This window comes from Metabacillus mesotrionivorans (assembly GCF_052171315.1).
In the GTDB taxonomy this organism is placed as follows: Bacteria; Bacillota; Bacilli; order Bacillales; family Bacillaceae; genus Bacillus_P.
This window is the reverse complement of the sequence record NZ_JBQMFF010000006.1, coordinates 1-20769: the sequence shown is the minus strand read 5'-3', so window position 1 is coordinate 20769 and position 20769 is coordinate 1. Positions and strand designations below refer to the sequence as shown.

Annotated in this window: 23 protein-coding genes; 14 read left to right on the top strand and 9 right to left on the bottom strand. The window is 46.1% G+C overall.

Annotated features, from left to right (window positions below; all coding sequences use genetic code 11):
• Nucleotides 1-91 precede the first annotated feature (91 nt).
• Nucleotides 92-1108 carry an NADP-dependent oxidoreductase gene (locus tag ACTSEZ_RS15705; protein WP_369735170.1) on the bottom strand — a complete coding sequence of 339 codons (1017 nt, stop codon included), beginning with the start codon at nucleotides 1106-1108 and terminating at the stop codon, nucleotides 92-94.
• 135 nt (nucleotides 1109-1243) lie between these two features.
• Here ACTSEZ_RS15705 and ACTSEZ_RS15700 point away from each other — a divergent pair, with 135 nt between their 5' ends.
• The 3 genes from ACTSEZ_RS15700 (at nucleotide 1244) to ACTSEZ_RS15690 (ending at nucleotide 3850) form a co-directional block, all read left to right on the top strand.
• Nucleotides 1244-1708 (top strand): GNAT family N-acetyltransferase, encoded by a 465-nt coding sequence (locus ACTSEZ_RS15700; protein ID WP_369735169.1) that lies wholly within the window; start codon nucleotides 1244-1246, stop codon nucleotides 1706-1708.
• Nucleotides 1692-2408: a 5-formyltetrahydrofolate cyclo-ligase gene (locus tag ACTSEZ_RS15695; protein WP_369735168.1), complete on the top strand. Its 717-nt coding sequence runs from the start codon at nucleotides 1692-1694 to the stop codon at nucleotides 2406-2408. Before ACTSEZ_RS15700 ends, ACTSEZ_RS15695 begins: the two co-directional genes overlap by 17 nt.
• A gap of 89 nt (nucleotides 2409-2497) precedes the next feature.
• A complete protein-coding gene (locus ACTSEZ_RS15690) occupies nucleotides 2498-3850 on the top strand; it encodes an amino acid permease (protein ID WP_369735167.1) in 1353 nt (450 codons plus the stop codon).
• A 30-nt stretch (nucleotides 3851-3880) separates the two neighbouring features.
• On the opposite strand, the gene ACTSEZ_RS15685 is transcribed toward ACTSEZ_RS15690, so the two are convergent.
• The 4 genes from ACTSEZ_RS15685 to ACTSEZ_RS15670 form a co-directional block, all read right to left on the bottom strand.
• The gene (locus tag ACTSEZ_RS15685; RefSeq protein ID WP_369735165.1) at nucleotides 3881-4501 is read right to left on the bottom strand and encodes a DedA family protein; all 621 of its coding nucleotides are present in this window, start codon (nucleotides 4499-4501) and stop codon (nucleotides 3881-3883) included.
• A gap of 66 nt (nucleotides 4502-4567) precedes the next feature.
• On the bottom strand, nucleotides 4568-5380 hold the full coding sequence (locus tag ACTSEZ_RS15680; RefSeq protein ID WP_029285812.1) for a YihY/virulence factor BrkB family protein: 813 nt from the start codon (nucleotides 5378-5380) through the stop codon (nucleotides 4568-4570).
• Between the two features lie 122 nt (nucleotides 5381-5502).
• A complete protein-coding gene (locus ACTSEZ_RS15675) occupies nucleotides 5503-6294 on the bottom strand; it encodes an endonuclease/exonuclease/phosphatase family protein (protein ID WP_369735164.1) in 792 nt (263 codons plus the stop codon).
• Nucleotides 6295-6297: 3 nt separating this feature from the next.
• Nucleotides 6298-7938: a PTS transporter subunit IIBC gene (locus ACTSEZ_RS15670; RefSeq protein ID WP_029285816.1), complete on the bottom strand. Its 1641-nt coding sequence runs from the start codon at nucleotides 7936-7938 to the stop codon at nucleotides 6298-6300.
• A gap of 413 nt (nucleotides 7939-8351) precedes the next feature.
• Here ACTSEZ_RS15670 and ACTSEZ_RS15665 point away from each other — a divergent pair, with 413 nt between their 5' ends.
• From ACTSEZ_RS15665 to ACTSEZ_RS15640, 6 genes are all read left to right on the top strand, one after another.
• Nucleotides 8352-9440: a nitric oxide synthase oxygenase gene (locus ACTSEZ_RS15665; RefSeq protein ID WP_369735162.1), complete on the top strand. Its 1089-nt coding sequence runs from the start codon at nucleotides 8352-8354 to the stop codon at nucleotides 9438-9440.
• Nucleotides 9441-9704: 264 nt separating this feature from the next.
• Nucleotides 9705-9857: a hypothetical protein gene (locus ACTSEZ_RS15660; protein ID WP_369735160.1), complete on the top strand. Its 153-nt coding sequence runs from the start codon at nucleotides 9705-9707 to the stop codon at nucleotides 9855-9857.
• A 41-nt stretch (nucleotides 9858-9898) separates the two neighbouring features.
• Nucleotides 9899-10609 (top strand): alpha/beta fold hydrolase, encoded by a 711-nt coding sequence (locus ACTSEZ_RS15655; RefSeq protein WP_369735159.1) that lies wholly within the window; start codon nucleotides 9899-9901, stop codon nucleotides 10607-10609.
• An 18-nt stretch (nucleotides 10610-10627) separates the two neighbouring features.
• On the top strand, nucleotides 10628-11083 hold the full coding sequence (locus ACTSEZ_RS15650) for a hypothetical protein (protein WP_369735158.1): 456 nt from the start codon (nucleotides 10628-10630) through the stop codon (nucleotides 11081-11083).
• Between the two features lie 102 nt (nucleotides 11084-11185).
• Nucleotides 11186-12067, top strand: coding sequence for a helix-turn-helix transcriptional regulator (locus ACTSEZ_RS15645; RefSeq protein ID WP_369735157.1), 882 nt, complete (start codon nucleotides 11186-11188; stop codon nucleotides 12065-12067).
• On the top strand, nucleotides 12064-12201 hold the full coding sequence (locus ACTSEZ_RS15640; RefSeq protein WP_369735156.1) for a hypothetical protein: 138 nt from the start codon (nucleotides 12064-12066) through the stop codon (nucleotides 12199-12201). Before ACTSEZ_RS15645 ends, ACTSEZ_RS15640 begins: the two co-directional genes overlap by 4 nt.
• Here ACTSEZ_RS15640 and ACTSEZ_RS15635 read toward each other — a convergent pair.
• A complete protein-coding gene (locus ACTSEZ_RS15635) occupies nucleotides 12191-12463 on the bottom strand; it encodes an acylphosphatase (protein WP_369735154.1) in 273 nt (90 codons plus the stop codon). The two genes, ACTSEZ_RS15640 and ACTSEZ_RS15635, sit on opposite strands and share 11 nt — an antisense overlap.
• Before the next feature lie 86 nt (nucleotides 12464-12549).
• Here ACTSEZ_RS15635 and ACTSEZ_RS15630 point away from each other — a divergent pair, with 86 nt between their 5' ends.
• Nucleotides 12550-12972, top strand: coding sequence for a GNAT family N-acetyltransferase (locus ACTSEZ_RS15630; protein ID WP_369735152.1), 423 nt, complete (start codon nucleotides 12550-12552; stop codon nucleotides 12970-12972).
• 62 nt (nucleotides 12973-13034) lie between these two features.
• Here ACTSEZ_RS15630 and ACTSEZ_RS15625 read toward each other — a convergent pair whose 3' ends face one another.
• Together ACTSEZ_RS15625 and ACTSEZ_RS15620 are read right to left on the bottom strand one after the other, a co-directional pair.
• Nucleotides 13035-13322 (bottom strand): 2-acyl-glycerophospho-ethanolamine acyltransferase, encoded by a 288-nt coding sequence (locus ACTSEZ_RS15625; RefSeq protein WP_369735151.1) that lies wholly within the window; start codon nucleotides 13320-13322, stop codon nucleotides 13035-13037.
• A 167-nt stretch (nucleotides 13323-13489) separates the two neighbouring features.
• Nucleotides 13490-14161, bottom strand: a complete 672-nt coding sequence (locus ACTSEZ_RS15620) for a response regulator transcription factor (RefSeq protein WP_342825503.1) — start codon at nucleotides 14159-14161, stop codon at nucleotides 13490-13492.
• A gap of 123 nt (nucleotides 14162-14284) precedes the next feature.
• Between ACTSEZ_RS15620 and ACTSEZ_RS15615 the strand changes: the two genes are divergently transcribed.
• From ACTSEZ_RS15615 to ACTSEZ_RS15605, 3 genes are read left to right on the top strand one after another with little or no spacing between them, the layout of a single operon-like run.
• On the top strand, nucleotides 14285-15175 hold the full coding sequence (locus tag ACTSEZ_RS15615) for a R2-like ligand-binding oxidase (protein ID WP_369735150.1): 891 nt from the start codon (nucleotides 14285-14287) through the stop codon (nucleotides 15173-15175).
• 20 nt (nucleotides 15176-15195) lie between these two features.
• The gene (locus ACTSEZ_RS15610) at nucleotides 15196-16740 is read left to right on the top strand and encodes an aldehyde dehydrogenase family protein (protein ID WP_369735149.1); all 1545 of its coding nucleotides are present in this window, start codon (nucleotides 15196-15198) and stop codon (nucleotides 16738-16740) included.
• On the top strand, nucleotides 16740-17960 hold the full coding sequence (locus ACTSEZ_RS15605) for an iron-containing alcohol dehydrogenase (protein WP_369735147.1): 1221 nt from the start codon (nucleotides 16740-16742) through the stop codon (nucleotides 17958-17960). The genes ACTSEZ_RS15610 and ACTSEZ_RS15605 overlap by 1 nt, the downstream gene beginning before the upstream one ends.
• 330 nt (nucleotides 17961-18290) lie before the next feature.
• On the opposite strand, the gene ACTSEZ_RS15600 is transcribed toward ACTSEZ_RS15605, so the two are convergent.
• Entirely contained in the window at nucleotides 18291-19751 is a 1461-nt protein-coding gene (locus ACTSEZ_RS15600) for an aldehyde dehydrogenase family protein (RefSeq protein ID WP_369735370.1), read from the bottom strand.
• A gap of 87 nt (nucleotides 19752-19838) precedes the next feature.
• On the opposite strand from ACTSEZ_RS15600, the gene ACTSEZ_RS15595 reads away from it, so the two are divergent.
• Nucleotides 19839-20495: an MOSC domain-containing protein gene (locus tag ACTSEZ_RS15595; protein WP_369735146.1), complete on the top strand. Its 657-nt coding sequence runs from the start codon at nucleotides 19839-19841 to the stop codon at nucleotides 20493-20495.
• Nucleotides 20496-20769 lie beyond the last annotated feature (274 nt).

The window sequence follows — 20769 nt, the reverse complement described above, 5'->3', positions numbered from 1 at the left end:
TACGGCCAATCGCCGGACTGTACCCAGAAAAAAATCCCCCATCAGCCAAAAATCAGCTAACAGGGGGATTTTCTCTATAAAGTAACAGCAATCAAGCAGAAGGATCTGCAACCTTCACAAGCTGCTTGCCAAGGTTCGTGCCCTCGAACAAGCCAAGGAATGCCTGGGGAATGTTTTCAAAGCCTTCTACAATCGTCTCTTCATATTTCAGTCTTCCTTCTTTCAGCCAGCCGCCAAGCTCTCTTGCGCCTTCGCCGAAGCGGGAGGAAAAGTCCCCTACAACAAAGCCCTGCATCAGGACGCTTGATTTAATCAGCGTTGATTCGATGCGGGGACCGACGTCTTTGCCGTCTGAATTATAAGTGGAGATTGCTCCGCAAACAGGAATGCGGGCAAATTTGTTCAGCAGTTTATGAACAGCTTCCGAAATTTCTCCGCCTACATTATCATAGTAGACATCTACTCCATTCGGGCATGCCTCTTCAAGCGCTTTTTCAACGTTTTGTGTTTTATAGTTAATGGCAGCATCAAATCCTAGTTCATCGATCAGGTAGGAAATTTTTTCGTCTGATCCGGCGATGCCGACTACGCGGGCGCCTTTGATTTTTGCAAGCTGTCCGACGATCGATCCTACTGCACCTGCAGCACCTGATACAACTACTGTTTCGCCTTCCTTCGGCTTACCGATATCAAGCAGTCCAAAATAGGCCGTCAAACCGGGCATGCCAAGAATGCCGAGGTAAGCCTGAATTGGGGCAAGGGACGGATCTATTTGACGCACTTCATTTTCGCCTGCGACAGAGTATTCCTGCCACGGGAGGTTTCCGATGACAAAGTCTCCCTTTTTCAGCTTGCTGCCGTTTGCTTCAACAATCTCTCCGACAACTCCGCCAGAGATGGGCTGATTCAGTTCGAAAGGAGCAACGTAGGACTTCCCTTCGTTCATCCGGCCGCGCATATAAGGATCGACTGACAGATAGAGAGTGCGGATCAGTACTTGTCCTGATTCGGGTGATGGAACAGGAACTTCCGCGTAGCGGAAGGTTTCAGCAGTCGGTTTTCCCGACGGGCGTTCTGCAAGCAGTATCTGTTTTTGGCTCATCTTCAAATTCCTCCTTGGGTTCTGTAAGCTTGCTCCGGTGCCTTTATGCACTGGAACATTTGTTACTACCGTATCACCTTGTCCGTCACAAGGCAAAGATTAGCCTACCGGGCGGAAAAAAACTTTGAAGGAGGGTACACTATGATCGTCAGACGAATGAATAGACTCCAAAAAAAACAGATTACCCCGCTTTTAGAAGAAAGTAAAAGCGAGGGATTCCGATTAGTTGAAAGGCTTGTTCATGATTTCCAAACCGGAAAAAACAAGTTCAGTCTGCCGGGCGAAGCGCTGTTTGGCGTGTTTCATCATGATACATTAATTGCCGTCGGGGGACTAAACCGGGACCCGTACGATCAGGATAAACGAACATGCAGGATCAGAAGATTTTATGTAGGAAAAGAGTACAGGAGAAAAGGAGCGGGAACCCTGCTTTTAAAGACGCTATTACGTGAGGCGGCTCCGAACTTTTCAGCGGCTGTTTTACGAACAGATACAAAAGAGGCAGCAAGATTTTATGAACGTGCAGGATTCAGTAAAATTCAGTCAGACCATGCAACACATGGCCTTACATTAGGAGGAGGAGAGCTTCATGATCACAAAAGATAAAATCAGACAGAATAAGTGGCAAAGGCTCGAGGATGAAAAGCTAGGAGGCTTCCCGTTTCCGCTGAAGAACCGAATTCCAAACTTTAAGGGAGCGGCTGCAGCAGCCGAACTTGTTTCACAGATGGACATTTACAAGAATGCGGAGGTTGTCAAAATCAATCCGGACGCCCCGCAGCTTCCTCTTAGAGCCCGTGTGATCAAGGATGGGAAAACCCTTCTCGTTCCGACGCCGAGGCTCAAAGCAGGATTTATCATGCTGAAAAGAGAATGGGTCCCGTCCGGTGAAGAGAGGAAGGCTGTAAGCTTAAAAAATATCAGGCAGTATGGAAAGGAAATCTCTCTGTCCGAGATGCCGAAGGTCGACCTGTTTGTTGCAGGTTCTGTTGCTGTCCATAAGGACGGGAGAAGAATTGGAAAAGGAGAGGGATATTCAGACCGCGAGTATGCCATTATGAGAGAGCTTGGCAATCCCGACATGCCCGTTATCTCGACCATTCACAGCATTCAGGTAACAGAGGAAGACTTTAAGGTTGATACATATGATTTGCCCGTGGACTATATCGTAACCGAACAGGGAATCATTGAGACAGATACTCCGTATAAAAAGCCTGACGGCATTCAATGGGACCTTGTAACGGAGGAGGAAAAGAAAGAGATGCCGGTTTTAATGGAAGTGTGGAACCTTACGCACAAGGACTGAGACGTACACTGTTTTCATGTATCTGCTTTTTTGTTAAGATAACACGTGCAAGACAAAAGAGCATAGACCATATATGAGGAGAGACGAGCATGAGCAATAAAAACCACCATTCGTCTGATCAAAAAGACGAGTTAGCCAGAGGGCTTAAATCAAGGCACGTCACCATGATTGCACTTGGCGGCGCCATTGGGGCAGGCATTTTCCAGGGGAGCAGTTCATCGATTGAGCTTGCAGGCCCCGGTGTTATTATTTCGTACTTGCTGGCAGGCATTATTCTTTATTTTGTGATGCAGGCAATGGCGGAAATGGCTGTTCAGCAGCCGAAAGCAAAAACGCTCAGAGATTTGATCGAAACCATTCTCGGGCCGTTTGCCGGATTCTTTGCCGGATGGATTTATTTTATCAGCTGGATGCTTGTTATGGCAGCGGAGATGGCTGCTGCGGCCGGTTTCCTGAAATACTGGTTTCCGGATGTGCCGATGTGGCTGCTGTCACTTGGTGTTTCCATCCTGATTACGGTCATAAATTTGTTTGCAGTAGGTATTTTCGGTGAAACGGAATACTGGCTTGCAGCGCTTAAAATTACGGTTCTTACACTTTTCATTATTCTAGGCGGTGTCCTGATCTTTACGGGGATCGGCGGGGGAAGTGCAGCCGGATTTTCAAATCTGACAGAGCACGGCGGCTTCTTGCCGTTTGGCATTTCAGGAATTGCAGCCTCCATGCTTGTTGTCATGTTTTCTTTTGGCGGAACAGAAATGATTGGAATGACGCTGGGTGAAACGGAAAATCCTGAAAAAGTGATACCGAGAGCCGCACGGAGTGTCATCGTAAGGATTCTTGTTTTTTATGTTCTTCCAATCTTAATTATTGTAAGCCTCATGCCGTGGAATATGGTAGGAGCGGAAAGCCCGTTTGTCTCAGTTTTTGACCGAATCGGCATTCCGTATGTTGGAGGCTTTATGAATTTTGTCCTCTTAACAGCCGTTATATCTGCTGCGAATACAGGCATGTATGCAGCATCAAGACTGCTTTACACGCAGGCGCTGAGCGGAAATGCACCGTCCTATTTCTCAAAGCTGTCTGCTAAAAAGGTCCCTGTCAGAGCTCTGCTTGCGAGCACATCCTTTCTCTACATCGGTGTGATCATTGCCGTTTTTGCAGAGGAAAAGACTTTCGGTTACTTGATGGTCGTGCCGGGCTATGCGATTCTGTCCATTTGGATTCTGCTGACAGTCGCCCACTTGAAAAGCAGGAAGAAGGGGGAAGAGCTTCGTGGCTTTTATGTGAAAAGCTATCCGTACTCCTCCTGGTTCTCGCTAGTGGCCCTGCTTGCAATCCTGGCAGGTATTCTAATGACTTCTCCTCCCGCAGGAACCATCATTGCAATTGGCGTTGCCGTGCTGCTGGTTATCCTGTATGCGGGCGGGGCAAAAAAATAATCCAGGGGATTTCCCCTGGATTTTTTCTGTTTAATTTGTTTCCTGCTGCGCAGCAGGCGCACATGCTCTTTTCTTGCTGATATAGCGCCAAACTATGAAAAGGACAATCCCTGCACCTGCTATGATCAGGACATACATCTGCATCTCTGACATAAAGGCTGTCACCGTTTTGAGGCTTCCAAGCTGTCCAAGCCAGAGCATCGCTATATTTAAAGGCAATACTCCAAGAAAGGTGAGAGCGGCAAACGGGACCCACTTTACTTTCGAAAGTCCCGAGACATAGGAAATGTAGTTCCCAATTCCGAAAGGACGGGCGAGAGCGATGCTCCAAAGTCCGCATTTTTTAAACCAGCGCTGCGTTTTTTCAAATGTCTTCTTCTTTTTCGTTAGCTTCTTTTTCATTTTGTGCTCTAATTTATAGCCAATCCAATAAGGGATAAAACTGAAAATCGTATAGACAGCACTTCCTAAAAGAGCTATCAGAATGATTTCAATAAAGGAAAGCTTCAGCAGATAACCATAGGCAAGGGTGATAAGAGAGCCTGGAAACGGGAGAGAGGATGCTTCAATCGCAAGTCCCGCCATCAATCCCCATATTCCAAATTCCCTGAGCATATTGATCACAAAATCAAGCATACGGTCTCCTTTCACTTCAGGCGTCTTCTCTAAGTGAAATACCCGCTTCCAAATTTATCAAACTGGTGTATTAAGGAAATATCAATCCGGACAGAACTTATCCCTTCTCCTGCAGACGCGCATCGCGTTCACTTCCCCGCCAAGCAGAATGGAAAAGGCGGTAAAGTAAATCCAGATGAGCAAAATGATAATGCCTCCCAAACTTCCGTATGCAGCATTAAAAGCTTTAAAGTTTTCGACATAGAAAGAAAACCCGTAAGAGCTTAAAGTCCAAAGAACTGTTGCCAGCAGCGATCCGAAATAGATATCAAAAAACTTCAGCTTTTCATTCGGAGCAAAGTAATACAGCGCAAGCAGGACGAGATTAATCATGAAAAAGGAAATGACCCATCTGGCCTGATTTAATAGCGGATTGACGGCTTCAAGGAACGGTGCATAGCGCGTTAATGTGCTTATTATAACTTTGCCGAATACAGGCAGGAGCAATGCAATCGTAATCGTAATAATCAGCCCTGCGGCAAGCAGCAGAGCATCTATGCGCACCTTGATAAAGGGACGCGTTTCTTTAATTTCAAGAGCCCGGTTGAACGCTCTGATTAGAATGTGTGTAGCATTGCTTGCAGACCATAAGGCAGCCAATAAGCCGAATGCAAGGATGTAACTGTTGGTTTCTCCGAACAGGCTTCTGATCTGCTCTGTTAAAAGCTCAGCTGTCTCTGAAGGCACATAGTGATTAATCCATGTCAAAAGCGGCGTTACATCAAGTGAAAAATAAGGAAACAGCGCAATTAAGAAAATAAGCAGCGGAAACAGGGATAATAGTAAATAATATGCGATAACTGCAGACAGGTCGTTTAGTTCGTGCTGATGAATTCTTCTGAATAGATCTTTCATAGATACCGCCTCCCTATAACCTTTATAGTTTCCCGGGGGATCGACAGGATAAACGCAAAGAGGAGAAAAAAAGATCACTTTCATACAAAAAAGCTGCCTCTTTTAAAGAAGCAGCCCTGGTATTACATGCTGATTTCAATTTCAACCCCGTAATGGTCAGAAACAACCGGTCTGTTGTCATCATTGAAAATAACCTTTGAAGAATGGACGTTTACTTCCTTGTTCACTAGGATCAGGTCAATTCTCAAATCTTTCTTATTTTCATCCCATCCGGCAATTTTTCCTTTTACCGTGATGCCTGAGTCTTTGTCTTCTGCAAGCTCGTACGTGTCATACAAATCATGTGACAGAAGATAATCATAGCCTTCATCTCTCACTTCGGCGCTGTTATTGAAGTCTCCCATTAAAAAGGAAGGCTTATCAAGGTCAACCTTTTGAAGAAGAGAGTCGAGCTGGTATTTGCAAGGTTCCTCTTCATCGTGCCACCAGCCGAGGTGACAGGAGTAAAAAGAAATTTCCTGTCCGTTATAGTCAATATCCGCACGGACGATGGAACGGGTTTTCCAGTAGTCAGTGTTTTTGCCTTTTGTGACGGAAAACACTTCTGAGTCAACTACCGGATGCTTTGTCAGAATGGCTAAGCCTTCTTCAAAGCCCGGATAGCCGATATGGGCAAATCCCCATACCAGCTTATATCCGGCAACACCGAGTTTTTTCAGTTCATCAAGCAGCACTAACGCATAATTGTTTTTTTTGACTCCGTCATACAGGACGGGCTCTTCCACCCGCTGGCTTACCTCCTGAAGGGCAATCACATCATAAGACTGTTCCTTGATGGCAAGCGCGAGCGTCCTGATTTTTTCCATCTGATTTTCTTCTTGCCAGGAATGACAATTAAGCGTTAATAATTTCATCGTTTAAGCTCCTAACGTATCTTGAATGTCAGATTTTAAAACATCTGCTTTCGGTCCGTAGATGGCTTGAACGCCTTTGTCTTTAATGATTAACCCAAGAGCGCCGTTTTCTTTCCATTGCGCTTCATTTGCAACAATAGCAGGGTCTTTGACTGTTACGCGAAGACGTGTCATACAAGCATCTACATCTTCAATATTACCAGAACCGCCAAGCAAAGTAATAATCGCAGAAGCTTGAGAGTCTTTGTTTACTTCACCTGTTGTTTTTGCAGCAGGCTCTTCAGAATCGATGTAGTTTCCGTTGCGTCCCGGAGTCGGGAAGTTGAAACGTTTGATCAGGAAGTTCGCAATTCCAAAGTTCAGTCCGAAGAACACGGCACATGCAAGGAAGAAGTTGACAAGGTCAAGCCATAATCCTGCTTTAATGATCATCGGTGTACGAGTCAGAAGCTCAATGAATCCAAATGAGTGAACGCGGATGTCGATAATATCGACGATTGCGAATGCAAGACCTGTTGTAATTGCGTATACAACATATAATAGCGGTGCAGCGAACATGAACATAAATTCGATTGGCTCAGTTACACCTGTTAAGAAAACGGCAAGACCTGCAGATAGGAACATTGATTTGTATTTCGTGCGTTTTTCCTTATCAACATTGCGGTACATGGCAAAAGCGATACCGATAAGAGAAGCAGTTGAAAGAATCATTTGTCCAACCTTGAAACGGGCTGGAGTTACTTCTTCAAGCAGTTTGTTGTAGCTTGCAGTATCACCTGCAGCTAGGAAGTTGTTCAGATCGGCAATCCATGCAAGCCAAAGCGGATCCTGACCTGCAACAGTTGAACCGGCGCTTCCGCCAGTAAGAATTTGATACGTTCCGCCAAGTGACGTATAGTTCATCGGTACAGTCAGCATGTGGTGAAGACCGAATGGGAGAAGCAGACGCTCAAGGGCACCGAAGATGAATGGTGCAACAACTGGAGCGGTGTTGCGTGATGTTGCAATCCATTGTCCAAAGTCGTTAAGCAAACCTTGAATAAACGGCCATACTAGTGAAAGAACGATAGCAGTTACAACTGAACCTCCAATTACTGCGAAAGGCACAAAACGTTTACCGTTAAAGAATGAAAGTGATTCAGGAAGCTTGCTGTAGTTGTAATATTTATTGAACAGGTTTGCACCAAGGAAACCTGCGATGATTCCGACAAACACGCCCATGTTCAGTGCAGGAGCGCCAAGTACAGAAGTAAAGTAATCTTTAACAATCAGTTCTTGTCCGAAAAGAGAGTTTACTGTTGCTTCAGGATCTGCAAGCATTGCAGCATTAACTCCGAAGATAGCACCTGTGATGCGGTTAATCAGTACGAATGCGATAAGTGCTGCGAATGCTCCGCCTGCACGTTCTTTAGCCCAGGATCCCCCGATGGCTACAGCGAACAGAATGTGAAGATTCGTGATGATTCCCCACCCGATATCTTCCATTACACGTGCAATCGTTTGCACGAGCGTGATGTCTCCGCCTGTCATTGCAATAAGCTTGCCGAGTGAGATCATGATACCGGCTGCAGGCATTACGGCTACTACGACCATTAAGGCTTTACCGAACTTTTGCCAAAAATCGAATGATAATAAGTTCTTCATCTTTTTGTCCTTCTTTCTCCTGTAAGTATAATAGGTGTAAACGAATTCATTTAATAGCAAAATCGCTTACATTATTTTTTAATGTGTGGTGTGCAACTATGAGTGCAAAATGTGCAATCGCTTGCATAAACCTATTTTAATTAAAGGGCTTTCACATTGCAACAAAAAAATAATACTTTTTTCATATTTTTATAGAATACTTTTTCCAGATGAGGTAAACCCCTTGATATGTATAGTTTTAAAAGATGATGCCAGCAAAATGTTTTTTCCGAATAGAAAAGTTCATGAAAGTGTTGGTTGTAGTAAAAGTGTGTGCAAAGTGAGATGCTATACTTTATATAGAAAAAAATGATCTATTGTCATAAAAATACCGTAAGTCTTTACATAGAAGTCCGGCAATTTAGGAGGCTCTTATGAATACCAAGCTTGAAATCATATCAGAAGCAGAGCAGTTTATTATCGAGTGCTACCGGGAGCTTGAGAAAACGCAAGAAGAAACAACTGCACGCCTGCTTCAGGTTAAATCCCGGTTTGAACGGAACAGAACTATTGATCTTACGTCAGAAGAACTTGAGCACGGCGCAAAAATGGCCTGGCGGAACAGCAACAAATGCATCGGCCGCCTGTTCTGGAATACACTCCGCGTTGCGGATGCAAGGCATCTTGAAACACCTGAGGAAATAAGGGACGCGCTGTTCTCACATATAGAATTTGCAACAAACGGAGGAAGAATCCGTCCGTTAATCACAATCTTTAAGCCGGAACAGGATGGACAGGCACCTGTGAGAATCTGGAATCATCAGCTGCTGAGATATGCAGGGTATGAGACAGATTCAGGCGTTGTCGGAGACCCCGGTTCAGTTGCATTTACAAAAGAATGTCTCGCGCTCGGATGGAAAGGAAAGGGGACAGCCTATGATCTCCTTCCGCTTGTCATAGAAGTCGCAGGGGGAGCGCCTGTGTGGTACGAAATCCCGGATGAAATCGTCATGCAGGTCCCGATTACACATCCTGACTATCCCGAGCTCGAAGAACTTGGGGCCAGGTGGTACGCCGTTCCGATCATTTCCGATATGAAGCTTGAAATCGGGGGCATCACATTCCCGGCCGCTCCTTTTAACGGCTGGTACATGGGAACGGAAATAGGCGCCAGAAACCTTGCCGATGAAAACCGGTATAATATGCTGCCGAAAGTGGCTGAGCTCCTGGGGCTTGACACGTCAACACAAGCAACATTATGGAAAGACCGGGCTCTTGTGGAACTGAACAGAGCCGTGCTGCACTCCTTCAAGACAGCAGGCGCGAGCATTGTGGACCATCATACGGCTGCCCAGCAATTTAAACGATTCGAACACAACGAATCAACAGCCGGACGCGAAGTAACAGGTGACTGGACTTGGCTCATACCGCCAATGTCTCCAGCGACAACCCACATCTTTCATAATCAGTATAAAAACAAAATCGTGAAGCCGAATTATTTTTATCAGGAAAAAGCGTATTAATCAATCAGCGCATCCGTCATTCTGAATGGCGGGTGTTTTTTTGTATTGCGGAGGATTTGATTGTGATAAAATGGAAAATGAAGGTAGTTTGGTTAAGGACACTTAGAGTGAAGTTTGAGCGGTGATAAGTGTTGTTAAAGCAGGATAAGAACACTTAGAGTGAATCTGGAGCGGAGATAAGTGCAGTAAAAGCCGGATTTGAATACAAAGCGTGTACGCAGCACAAGTTGCCAAAGTCATTCCAGTCTTAAAGAGGTGAACCAAATGAGTTGGCTTATTTTTATCAGCTTTCACATATTGGCCGGCATTGGTTTTATATACTTTAAAGGAAGATTGCCGGCAACGGTCAAAGTGTTTACGGTTGTTTTTCTCACAATGAGTTTTTTGTACTGGGGAAGTGTGATTTTACATATATAATGATGGCCGGTAAATACGGTCATGCACAGGGGGAAGCATGGATGATTTTGCATACATATGTATCGGGAGAAGGAGAGCCTCTCGTCCTTATTCATTCTGGCGGAATGACAGGTGATACGGAATACAGCGAGCAGAGCGAGTTTTTTTCATCGAAAAACTTCAAAGTGATCAGACCTGATCTAAGGGGTCATGGGAAGTCGGGGGGAGAGATTGATCATTATTTTGTTCGATGCGTGCAGGATCTGAAAGAAACACTCAATCATCTCGGGATTGACCAGTGTCACATAGCGGGGGTTTCTGTAGGGGGAATAACTGCATTACTTTTTGCAAAAGAGTACCCTGAGAAAGTGAAATCACTTTGTTTTTCAGGAGTTCTCCCGAAAGAGCCTGTTAACTGGGCTGAACTGTTAATAGAAGAAGCAGAACATTATGAGCACTTGTTTGCGAATGAAGAAGCTGTTGCGTTCTTGAACGAAACTCACGGGAAGAATGACTGGAAATCCCTGATGCAATCTTTTAATGAAGCTGACTTTTATCCTTTTCACGCGACAGGCGATGTTTCCGGAATAGAGATTCCGGTTTTCTGTCTCGTGGGTGAGAATCAGGAGCTGGAAGTCGAGGCTGCTGTTGCGTATAAGCAGCTGCACTCAGCAATCCATATCGCTGTCATTCCATTTGCCGGACATCTTGTACACAGGGAGCAGCCTGACCTCTATTCTCAGACGCTGCATGCGTTCCTGAAAAACTCTTAAGATGAAGAGGGAGATTACATGATAATAAGATTGAAGGTCATCACAAGCATTTTTCTAGTGGTTTTACTATCAGGCTGTATTGCGGAAGACTACGATTTCACCCCGCCTTCCGTAACTTTATCCGATTTGGACAGTTCCCAGTCTGAAAAGCTGACAGAGGCAAACATCAAGTGGACGGGTGAAAACAGCGAGTATGAAGAAAAACGGATTGACGACGTCCTGTCGTATGCAAATGAACAAAAGCAGCTGACGTTTCAGCCTGGGCAAAAAATAGAACTTCTGTTTGACAGTGAAGATTTCAAGGTGGAAGATCTGAATGCTGTCCTCTGGAAAGACGGAGCCGATGAGGAACTGCCATTAAATAAACAGCGTTCCTTTACTTTTCCGGAAGAAAAAGGGACGTACATCCTTGTAGTGGAGCTTGATGCTGACAGGGGATGGGCGCAGTACGCGGGAAATATTGAGATCAAATGATGCATGACAGAACTCCTGTTATTAAATGGGGGTTCTTTTTTAGCAAGAAAAATCAAAAAAAGGAGAAGTTTTCCTGGTAAACTCTCAGTAAGAGGTGAGGAAATGGATACAGCCCTTCAAAAGACAATTGCCTATATCGAACATCATCTGCAGGAAGAGCTGCCGCTTGAGACGATTGCCCGTGAAGCCGGATACTCTAAATTCCACTTTCACAGGCTTTTCCAGAGGGAGTTTGGAATGACCCCATCTGAATATGTAAGAACGAGGCGCATAGCGGATGCAGCAAAAATGCTGCTTTATACAGATAAAAAAATACTCGACATCGCTCTATCCTATCAATTTGACAGCCAGGAATCATTCACCAGGGCGTTTAAAAAAATATACAGGCTGCCGCCGGGCACTTACCGGAAAATAATGGCGAGCCTGACGATGCAGAAAGAGGAGATAACTATGGAGAATCACGGTGTAAAAGGATGGGTCCTAAGCGGAAGTCATCCCTTCAATTACGAAATGGGACTGGACAGGAAAGTCTATCATTCTGGAAAAAGCTCAGGGTATTTAGCTGCCAAAAGCGTGCAGCATCAGGGTGAATTTGCAACGATGATGCAGGAAATAAAAGCGGATAAGTATAAGGGGAAACGCTATAAGTTCTCCGGATTTATTCGGGCTGAACATTTGGATGGATTTTGCGGACTGTGGATGAGAGTGGACAATGCCCTTCAGGATGTTCTCCGATTTGACAACATGGGAGACAGACCGATCACGAAGGATACAGAATGGCATTATTGCTCCATCGTCCTTGATATTCCGGAAGAAAGTGCGGTCATTTCAATTGGAGCGCTGCTTTCGGGAGGAGGCAGAATATGGGTGGACGAGCTGAAATTTGAGGAAGTCGACGAGACGGTCCCCACTACAAATATTGAGTTTACCTCCCACCTTCATGATGAGCCGGCAAACCTATCCTTTGAGGAGGAATTGGCATGAACGCATTAGCGGCAATCGGTAAAAGTCTTTTGCACTTTGGGAGCATCTGGATTGGAGGCGGGCTCCTTCTGACAGCTGTTGTCATAGGAGCCGTCATAAAGAAAACGAAGCTGAGAAAAACAGCTAGCGGATGATTTTGAATCCGGCGTATGTTTGGTCTTGATCTGCTTCGCTTACTTTTATTTCCTCCACCCTTGCATAGCGGTTTCCCGAACGCAGGGTGTGGACGAAGGACTGCAGCTGGTTCTCCGTACCCTGCGCTACAGCTTCGACTGTACCGTCTTCTTGATTTTTCACCCAACCGGTTACTTTTTTGGATTGGGCTGTGGTCTGAGCGAAATAACGGAACCCGACACCCTGGATGTGGCCGTGTACGATAAGATGAATCGTTTTCATATCAAAAATCGCCTCCATTACAATCACAATACCCTTGAGACATCCGTTATAATCTAGTCAGATAATCGTTTAAGGAGATGGTAAGGATGATCTGGAAAAAAGAAGGGTTTTTCGTATCAGACGAACAGAATCTGCTGCAAATAGACAAGATTGCCGGATGGATCGGCAACCAGTACTGGGCAAAAGGCAGGCCCGTGCACGTGATTGAAGAAAGCGTGCGGAATTCACTCAGTTTCGGACTCTATGACAGCAGCGGCACCCAGCTTGGGTTTGCGAGAGTCATAACAGACCGCGCCGTCTTCTCCTGGCTGATGGATGTAGTCATTGACGACAGCGCCAGAGGAGAAGGACTCGGAAAATGGCTCGTACAATGCGTTCTGGATCATCCGGATTTAATTAACACAAAGTTCGGGCTTGCCACAAAGGATGCGCATGGTCTTTACAGACAGTTCGGGTTTGAGACGGATGAGTGCATGAGGCGTCCGGTGATGGGGAGCCCGCTTGGGTAGAGTTTTGGAGTAGAACTCATATGCATCTCATTCGATTAAAGCTTTTACAATTTTGCCCGTATTTAAGGAGCACTTCGAAGAAACTCATCTGTAAACTCTGCTATTAGAGCATATACCATAATACTTAGAGGCAGTAAATTTACAAGCAATGCAAAAATTCTTTTAATTGCGCTCTCTTTGCTGAACATTGAAAGAATACTTAATGGAATCCCGATAAAGGTAGCAAAAAATGCAAGAAGTCCCAATATACTCAGTCCAGAGATATAAACAGAACACGGAATAGAGATTAATGCGAAAAGAGCAATATAGAACGAAATGTCAGTGAATATTTTTAATTTTTCCCTTTCCATCTGTATATCTCTCCTTTCACTTTTAAGGTTAAAGCAAACCCTGTAAAAAGTCAGATTCAGACTCTTATACAGGGTTTTTATTTTTATGCTTGTTCAGGCTAAACCGCATCGGCATTCCAGCAGTATCCACTTCCGGCTTACAGTACTTCCGACAGCAGCCGCTTTCTTCATACAATGATTCCCCTTCTTAGCCCCTCCGCCACAGCTTCTGCTCTGTGCCTGACGCCGAGTTTCCGGATAACGGCGCTGAGGTAGTCGCGGACGGTGTATTCGCTTATGTTCATGGAGTGTGCCATTTCTTTCATGCAGAGGCCGTTTGCAAGGTGCTGAAGGACTTCGGTTTCACGCCTGCTGAGCCTGTGCGCAGGCCGGTGTGTGAAAAATTCCTGAAAGTAGCTGGAAAGCTGTTCGAGCTGGGTGTGGATGGACTGGCTGCAGCCAGTGTACTGATCGGCCAGAACACAGCCGATGACATGGTTGGACTGGCTGATCGGGATGACGGCAATGGTTGAGAGGTCAAACTGCTGAATGTATTTTTCGGGAAAAGGGACGTTGCTTTCTGTGAGGTCAAGGAGCCGGAGCTTGTTGTTTTTGAGAGCGTGATAGACTGGCGGAATGGTTCGGACATCTTCTTTGATCCATTTGACGGAGGTGATTTTTCCTTCTTCTGCCTGGATGAGGCCTTCCCCGATATTACTGAAGGCGGAGTATGTAAAGAGAGTTGCCCGCTTGAACGGGAAGAAGCGGATGCACCCGAGTACCATCCGTTCGCATTTTTTGGAAAAGTCATGGATCTTATGTGTTTCACGTACATAATCTCTCACTCTGGAATCTATCATTCGACAATTTCCTCCCCTACTTTTTCAGGAATATGAGGGTTCCACTTCCCATTGTAAAATAGTTATGTAAGCACTTACAAACGTGAAGCCGTGTTTTTTAAAAAAAGTTTCCAGGAGGTAGCGATGAATAAGCGTGAAATCATTACCACGAGTGCGCGGGGCATTCAGGAGGACTCTCTCCCGTTCAGACTTTATCAAAAAGCGAAGCGTTTCGGGATCTGGAATCCGTCGGACATTGATTTTTCACAGGATCAGCGGGACTGGCAGGGCATGAATCAGGATCAGAGGACAGAAGTGCTGAGGCTGATTTCGCAGTTTCAGGCGGGAGAAGAGGCGGTGACGCTTGATTTGCTGCCGCTGATGATGGCGATTGCCAAGGAAGGCCATCTGGAAGAAGAAATGTATTTGACGACGTTCCTGTTTGAGGAAGCCAAGCATACCGAATTTTTCAGGCTTGCTTTAAATGCAATCGGGGAAACCGGTGATCTGTCCGTCTATCATACAGACACATATAAAGAGATTTTTTATGAGCTGCTGCCACGGACAATGGACAGGCTGCTGCATGATCAGTCGCAGGAAGCCATTGCCGAAGCGTCGACGGTCTACAACATGTTCGTTGAGGGAGTACTTGCTGAAACGGGCTATTTTTCATTTTACCGGTCGCTTGAGGAAGCGAATATTATGCCTGGTCTCTTGAAAGGTGTCGGCCTGCTGAAAAAGGATGAATCACGGCACATAGGCTACGGGACGTTTCTGCTTCAGCGGCTTATTTGCGAGAATGACTCCATTTTTGATTTAGTAGCTCAAAAAATGGAGGAGCTTACTCCGTATGCCATTAAGCTGAACCAGGAAGGCATCGGGGCCGGAGAAACGGCGTTCGGCCACACAATCGACGATACAATGAATTTTACGATGAAGCAGCTCTCTGTCCGCATGGATATTTTGGCAAGGGCGCGCGGAAAAAGAATCGAAGAGATTTACAGAATGACAGAAAAAGAGGTTGGCGTACTTTAAAAAAGAGGAGGCTGAAACGAATGAGTGTGAAAGTCGACGTGCTGACAATGCCGCTTTTCATCAATGGAAAGTGGGAGAGTGCTGCTTCAGACGAGTGGTTTGATGTGCATAATCCGGCAACAGGAGAGGTAATAGCAAAAGCTGCAAAAGGAACGGCGGAGGATGTTGACCGTGCTGTGATGGCGGCAAGAGCTGCCTTTGATCAAGCGGAGTGGAGAGAGATGAATCCGAAGGACCGCTCCAAGGTGATGTATGCGATTGCCCATGAGATTATAGAGCATGCAGAGGAGCTTGCTTATCTTGAATGCGTCAGCTCAGGCGGAACAATCAGGCGCATCAGCTCCAATGACATTCTGCAGATGGCCGACTTGTTCCAGACGTTCGGTAAATTCGTGCTCGACTATCCATTCTCTGAAACACTGCCAGTCCCTCCGTTTCCGGGGCCTGCCCATAATTTCATCTGGAGGGAGCCGGTCGGAGTATGTGCTGCCATTACTCCATGGAACATGCCGATGCTGATTGCCTCGTGGAAAATAGCGCCTGCTCTTGCCATGGGAAATACGATTGTCATTAAACCGGCAAGCTATACGCCGCTGTCGACTTTAAAGCTTGCTGAAATCATCTCGAAGGTTGTTCCGCCTGGTGTCATCAATGTTCTCACCGGTCCCGGTGCTGAAACTGGTGAAGCACTGGTGCGCCACCCGGATGTTGATAAAGTAGCTTTTACTGGATCGACGGAAGTAGGCAGAAACATCATGAAGCTTGCGGCTGATACGGTGAAAAATACGACCCTTGAGCTTGGAGGAAAGTCTCCGAATATTCTTCTTGAAGATGCGGATCTATCCCTTGCTTTGCCAGGAAGTCTTTTCGGCGTATTTCTCCATTCAGGACAGCTTTGCGAATCAGGAACCCGCCTGTTCGTCCATGAAAGCATGCATGACGAAGTCGTCGAGGGGCTTGTGCAGCTGGCGAAAAAAATAAAGCCCGGAAATCCTCTCGATCCCGCATCTGATATGGGTCCTCTTATCTCTAAACAGCAGAAGGAAACCGTTCTTTCCTATATCCGTTCGGGGCTTGAAGATGGGGCTGAGCTTGTATGCGGCGGCAAAGAAATCTCTGTGGCCGGCTGTGAAGGCGGTTCCTTCATTGAACCGACGATTTTCACAAACGTGACAAACGACATGAAAATCGCCAGAGAAGAGATTTTTGGTCCTGTCCTTTGCGTCATCAAATACAGCAGCATGGATGAAGTCATTGCCATGGCGAACGATACGATTTACGGTCTTGCTGCAGGTGTCTGGACAAGAGATGTGAATAAAGCCTATGAAGCTGCCAGAAAGCTGCAGGCTGGCGTTGTCTGGATCAACGACTGGCACATGCTGCGGAATGATGCACCGTTCGGCGGGTACAAGCAGAGCGGCATTGGCAGGGAGATGGGAAAACATTCTCTTGATGCCTATACACAAGTAAAACACGTTCATACGTCCATGGTGACAGATCTTCATAAACGCAACTGGTACGGGATTCTGTTTTCTGAAAAAGCTGAAACGAGAGGTGAGAAGTGATGCTGACAACAACTTTTTCACAATTTATGCTGCGTTCAGGAATCTACAGCGGATCCAATACACGGGCGATGGTCCCGGATTTATTCAGGGGACTTGGCGCAAAGCGGGTCGTGCTTTTCAGTGACGAGGGCCTTGAAAAAGCGGGAGTAGTGGAAAAAGTAGCTTCTATTTTCACGCTGGCAGGTCACGGAAACGGCCCTGTGCTTGCAGGTGTGTACACGGATATCAGACAGGATGCAGAGAGCAGCTGTGTTGATCAGGCGCTGCGTTTTGCTAGGGAACACGGTGCCGATGCACTTCTTGCGGTTGGCGGAGGTAGTGTGCTTGATACGGTTAAAGGGGTGAAATACTGTCTGCACAAAGGGTTAACAAGCATCAAGGACGCGATTCCCGGAGGTTTTGTCATGGAGTCGTTTCCGGAAGCTTCCCACATGCCGATCCCGCATATTGCCATACCGACAACAGCTGGAACCGGATCTGAGGTTTCGCCAATTGCCGTTATCTACAACGAAGATCTGAAGCTGAAAACAAATATAATCAATCCGTTTATCAGTGCCGACATTGCGGTCCTGGATCCGGATCTGACGACGGGACTGCCGCCGTTTATTACAGCATTCACAGGCTTTGATGCTCTGACCCATGCGATTGAAGCCTATGCATCGCCTAATGCAACTGCGCTGACGGATGCATACGCCCTGCATGCCGTCCGCCTGATTGAACAGAATCTGGTGAAAGCCGTGGAGGACGGGGAAAATCTGAAAGCAAGAATGGACATGCTCCATGCAAGTCTCATGGGAATCACAGCCTTCAGCTTTGCACTGAATGCCATTCCGGTGCACAATTTTGCCCATGCATACGGAGCCATGTACCGAATTCCGCACGGCCTTGCCAATGCAGTCTTCCTGCCTGCGGTTATGGAGACAATACCTGCTCTGTATACGCCTAAAATCCATCAGCTGGCAGAGGCACTGAATGTTGGAAGCGGGGAAAAGGATCCGGAGGCGGTATTAGAGCGAGTTGTTGAAAAAATCAGGCTGATGCAGAAGAAAACAGGATTGCCGTCTGATTTTGGAGACTACAGTGTTGCGCCTCAAGATACGGAGAAAATCGTTAAGGCTGTTGCAATGGATCCGGCTGCCGTTTCATTCCCGATGCCGCCGGAGCTGATACAGGCAATCAGCCACAAGGTGCTTGCTGCAGGTGCTGGGGTTACGAGTTGATGGAATTAGCAGACAGCGCTATCAGGTTTGAGACCACAAAGCGTAGGCGAATGAAGATTGGTGGTACTGAATGCTGTTATAGGAACCATCAACTGCTGAAAAGAGAAGCTTGATGTCACTAAAAACGGTTATAAGTACCATCAAGCGCATGAGAATGAAGCTTGGTTGCACTAAAAACGATTATAAGAACCATCTACCGCGTGAGAATGAAGCTTGATGGCACTAAACGCTTTTATAAGAACCATCAACCTCTGAAAAGAATAGCTTGATAGCACACAAAAAAACGAGGCGCCTACTCCAGCGCCTCGTTTTTATATCATGTATTCGCAATCAGCTGAAAAACGGATAGGTTCGGTCTTTTTCCTGTACGCCGATCCATTTGACGGTCGTGAATTTATCGAGCGCCCACTCGCCGCCGAAGCGGCCAAGCCCTGAATCTTTCTCGCCTCCGAAGGCTACATGTGCTTCATCGTTAACAGACTGGTCGTTGACGTGAATCATGCCGGTTTCGATTTGTTTTGCAACCGTGACGCCTCTGTGAAGGTCTTTTGTAAAGACGGATCCACTCAAGCCGTACGGGGATCCGTTGGCAAGTTCAATGGCGTGCGCCTCGTCCTTTGCTTTCAGTATTGGGGCAACAGGGCCGAAAATTTCATTTTTGGCAATCGGCATGCCATTCGTTACGTGCGTAAGAATGACCGGCTCCATGACGTTTCTGTTCACAGCTCCGCCTGCGATCTTTTCAGCACCTGCTTTCAGACTTTCTTCCAGGTCTTCCTGAATCCGTTCGATCTGATCGCTGTTGATCAGCGGGCCGACAGCTGTTTTAGGGTCGGATGGATCACCTGCCTGAAGCTGTCCGACTTTTTGTTTGAAAAGCTCAACGAAGTCATCGTGTACGCGTTCTTCTACAATGATGCGGTTAAGCGCCATGCAGATCTGCCCCTGGTGCAGGAATTTCCCGAAGGCCGCGGATTCAGCAGCTTTTTCAAGATCTGCGTCTGCCAGCACGAGCATGACATTGTTACCGCCGAGTTCAAGCGCCGTATCCTTCAGGTGCTTGCCTGCAAGCTCCCCGATGTGGCGGCCGACTTCCGTTGAACCTGTAAAGGAGATGAGCTTTGGAACGCGGTGTTCAATAAAGGCATCACCGATCTCTGAGCCCCGGCCTGCCACTACATTCACTGTACCCTTTGGAGCTCCTGCGTTTTCAAAAAGCTCTCCGATTAAAAAGCCCGAAGTAATTGGCGCTTCTGATGCAGGCTTAATGACAACCGTATTACCTGTGGCAAGCGCCGGTGCTACTGATCGCATGGCAAGGTGCAGCGGGAAGTTCCACGGGCCGATGACGCCGATGACTCCTTTTGCTGTCCGGTACACCCTGTTTTCTTTTCCGGGAATGTTGGAAGGGAGGATTTTTCCTTCCATCCGGTACGGAAATGTACTTGCTTCTTTGACAATCCGGAGTGTTGCCGCCCACTCGACTTCTGCTTTTATTTTTGTGCTTCCTGATTCATTTACGAGAAGATCTATAATTTCGTCTTTTCGTTCAAGAAGTGCCTTTGCAACATTGTCCATGACTTCCTGTTTCTTTTGCGGAAGGGAGTCTGCCCACTCTTTTTGCACTCTTTCTGCAGCAAGGTAGGCTCTGTCCAAATCAGCATCATCTGCGGAGCGGAATTCGTTTATCGTTTCACCGCTGAACGGATTGATGTTTTTAATTGTCTTTTCGCTTGATCCTTCTGTCCATTCACCATTGATAAATTGGTTTGTATACTTGTTCATTTCCATTCCTCCTGTCATCCGGTACTATTCCCGTTATGCAATTTCTTTAAAACGTTCGATGTGCACAAGTCTGTTTTGTGGCAAAATAAGGGTATGACCAAGGTGAAGGAGCGGAATCATTTGAAGCTAGTATCTATCAATATTGGACTGCCGAAAAAAGTCCTGCACAACGGCCGTGAAATTGAAACCGGCATTTATAAAGAACCGGCAGATTTGCCGATCATGCTGAAAAAAACAAATTTGGAAGGAGACGGACAGGCTGACCTGAAAAATCACGGCGGCGAAGACAAGGCAGTCTGCGCCTACTTTTCCGATCACTATTCATACTGGGAAAAAACACTGGGTTTTAAGCTCTTGCCAGGTGCTTTCGGAGAAAACCTGACAATAGGCGGCATGACTGAAAAAGAAGTCTGTATAGGAGACATCTTCCGCCTCGGAGAAGCCGAGCTTGAAGTGAGCCAGCCGCGCCAGCCATGCTTTAAGCTTGCTTTGAAACATGAAGTCAAAGACCTTCCTGTTCAGGTTCAGAACACAAGATATACCGGATTTTACTTTCGGGTGAAAAAATCAGGCATGATCAGAAAAGGGGATGTGCTTGAACGCATTTCGTCTCATCCAAAGAAAGTGACCGTTGAGTTTGTCAATAAGATAAAATACGAGGATAAGTTCAACGTAGAAGCAATCAAAGAGATTCTGGAAGTGGAGGAATTGTCGGAGAGCTTTAGAAGTTCGTTTGAAAAACGGCTGTGAAAAAGGATGGGACAGAGATATAGGGTGAATTTGAGCATGCACGAATCAAATTTAAGGGTTCGGTTCAGAGGTGAAAAACACTAAATCGCAAAGTGATTCGCACACCATTTAACAACTGAAATGGTGTGCTTTTACCTTTATATCTTTAATACAGGATATTGGATAATTATGTTAAAATGGAAATATCATTTATTCCGTTAAAGGGCAGGATTGTTGAATAAACTTTTGAAAAAAAGAATTTTTTATATGAATCAGCAAATTATGTCTTATTGAA

Bases quoted from the DNA above. Each gene is read 5' to 3' on its own strand.
- ACTSEZ_RS15700 (WP_369735169.1), top strand. From the start codon at position 1,244: ATGATCGTCAGACGAATGAATAGACTCCAAAAAAAACAGATTACCCCG.
- ACTSEZ_RS15695 (WP_369735168.1), top strand. From the start codon at position 1,692: ATGATCACAAAAGATAAAATCAGACAGAATAAGTGGCAAAGGCTCGAG.
- ACTSEZ_RS15690 (WP_369735167.1), top strand. From the start codon at position 2,498: ATGAGCAATAAAAACCACCATTCGTCTGATCAAAAAGACGAGTTAGCC.
- ACTSEZ_RS15680 (WP_029285812.1), bottom strand. From the start codon at position 5,380: ATGAAAGATCTATTCAGAAGAATTCATCAGCACGAACTAAACGACCTG.
- ACTSEZ_RS15675 (WP_369735164.1), bottom strand. From the start codon at position 6,294: ATGAAATTATTAACGCTTAATTGTCATTCCTGGCAAGAAGAAAATCAG.
- ACTSEZ_RS15670 (WP_029285816.1), bottom strand. From the start codon at position 7,938: ATGAAGAACTTATTATCATTCGATTTTTGGCAAAAGTTCGGTAAAGCC.
- ACTSEZ_RS15665 (WP_369735162.1), top strand. From the start codon at position 8,352: ATGAATACCAAGCTTGAAATCATATCAGAAGCAGAGCAGTTTATTATC.
- ACTSEZ_RS15660 (WP_369735160.1), top strand. From the start codon at position 9,705: ATGAGTTGGCTTATTTTTATCAGCTTTCACATATTGGCCGGCATTGGT.
- ACTSEZ_RS15655 (WP_369735159.1), top strand. From the start codon at position 9,899: ATGATTTTGCATACATATGTATCGGGAGAAGGAGAGCCTCTCGTCCTT.
- ACTSEZ_RS15650 (WP_369735158.1), top strand. From the start codon at position 10,628: ATGATAATAAGATTGAAGGTCATCACAAGCATTTTTCTAGTGGTTTTA.
- ACTSEZ_RS15645 (WP_369735157.1), top strand. From the start codon at position 11,186: ATGGATACAGCCCTTCAAAAGACAATTGCCTATATCGAACATCATCTG.
- ACTSEZ_RS15640 (WP_369735156.1), top strand. From the start codon at position 12,064: ATGAACGCATTAGCGGCAATCGGTAAAAGTCTTTTGCACTTTGGGAGC.
- ACTSEZ_RS15635 (WP_369735154.1), bottom strand. From the start codon at position 12,463: ATGAAAACGATTCATCTTATCGTACACGGCCACATCCAGGGTGTCGGG.
- ACTSEZ_RS15630 (WP_369735152.1), top strand. From the start codon at position 12,550: ATGATCTGGAAAAAAGAAGGGTTTTTCGTATCAGACGAACAGAATCTG.
- ACTSEZ_RS15625 (WP_369735151.1), bottom strand. From the start codon at position 13,322: ATGGAAAGGGAAAAATTAAAAATATTCACTGACATTTCGTTCTATATT.
- ACTSEZ_RS15620 (WP_342825503.1), bottom strand. From the start codon at position 14,161: ATGATAGATTCCAGAGTGAGAGATTATGTACGTGAAACACATAAGATC.
- ACTSEZ_RS15615 (WP_369735150.1), top strand. From the start codon at position 14,285: ATGAATAAGCGTGAAATCATTACCACGAGTGCGCGGGGCATTCAGGAG.
- ACTSEZ_RS15610 (WP_369735149.1), top strand. From the start codon at position 15,196: ATGAGTGTGAAAGTCGACGTGCTGACAATGCCGCTTTTCATCAATGGA.
- ACTSEZ_RS15605 (WP_369735147.1), top strand. From the start codon at position 16,740: ATGCTGACAACAACTTTTTCACAATTTATGCTGCGTTCAGGAATCTAC.
- ACTSEZ_RS15600 (WP_369735370.1), bottom strand. From the start codon at position 19,751: ATGGAAATGAACAAGTATACAAACCAATTTATCAATGGTGAATGGACA.
- ACTSEZ_RS15595 (WP_369735146.1), top strand. From the start codon at position 19,839: ATGACCAAGGTGAAGGAGCGGAATCATTTGAAGCTAGTATCTATCAAT.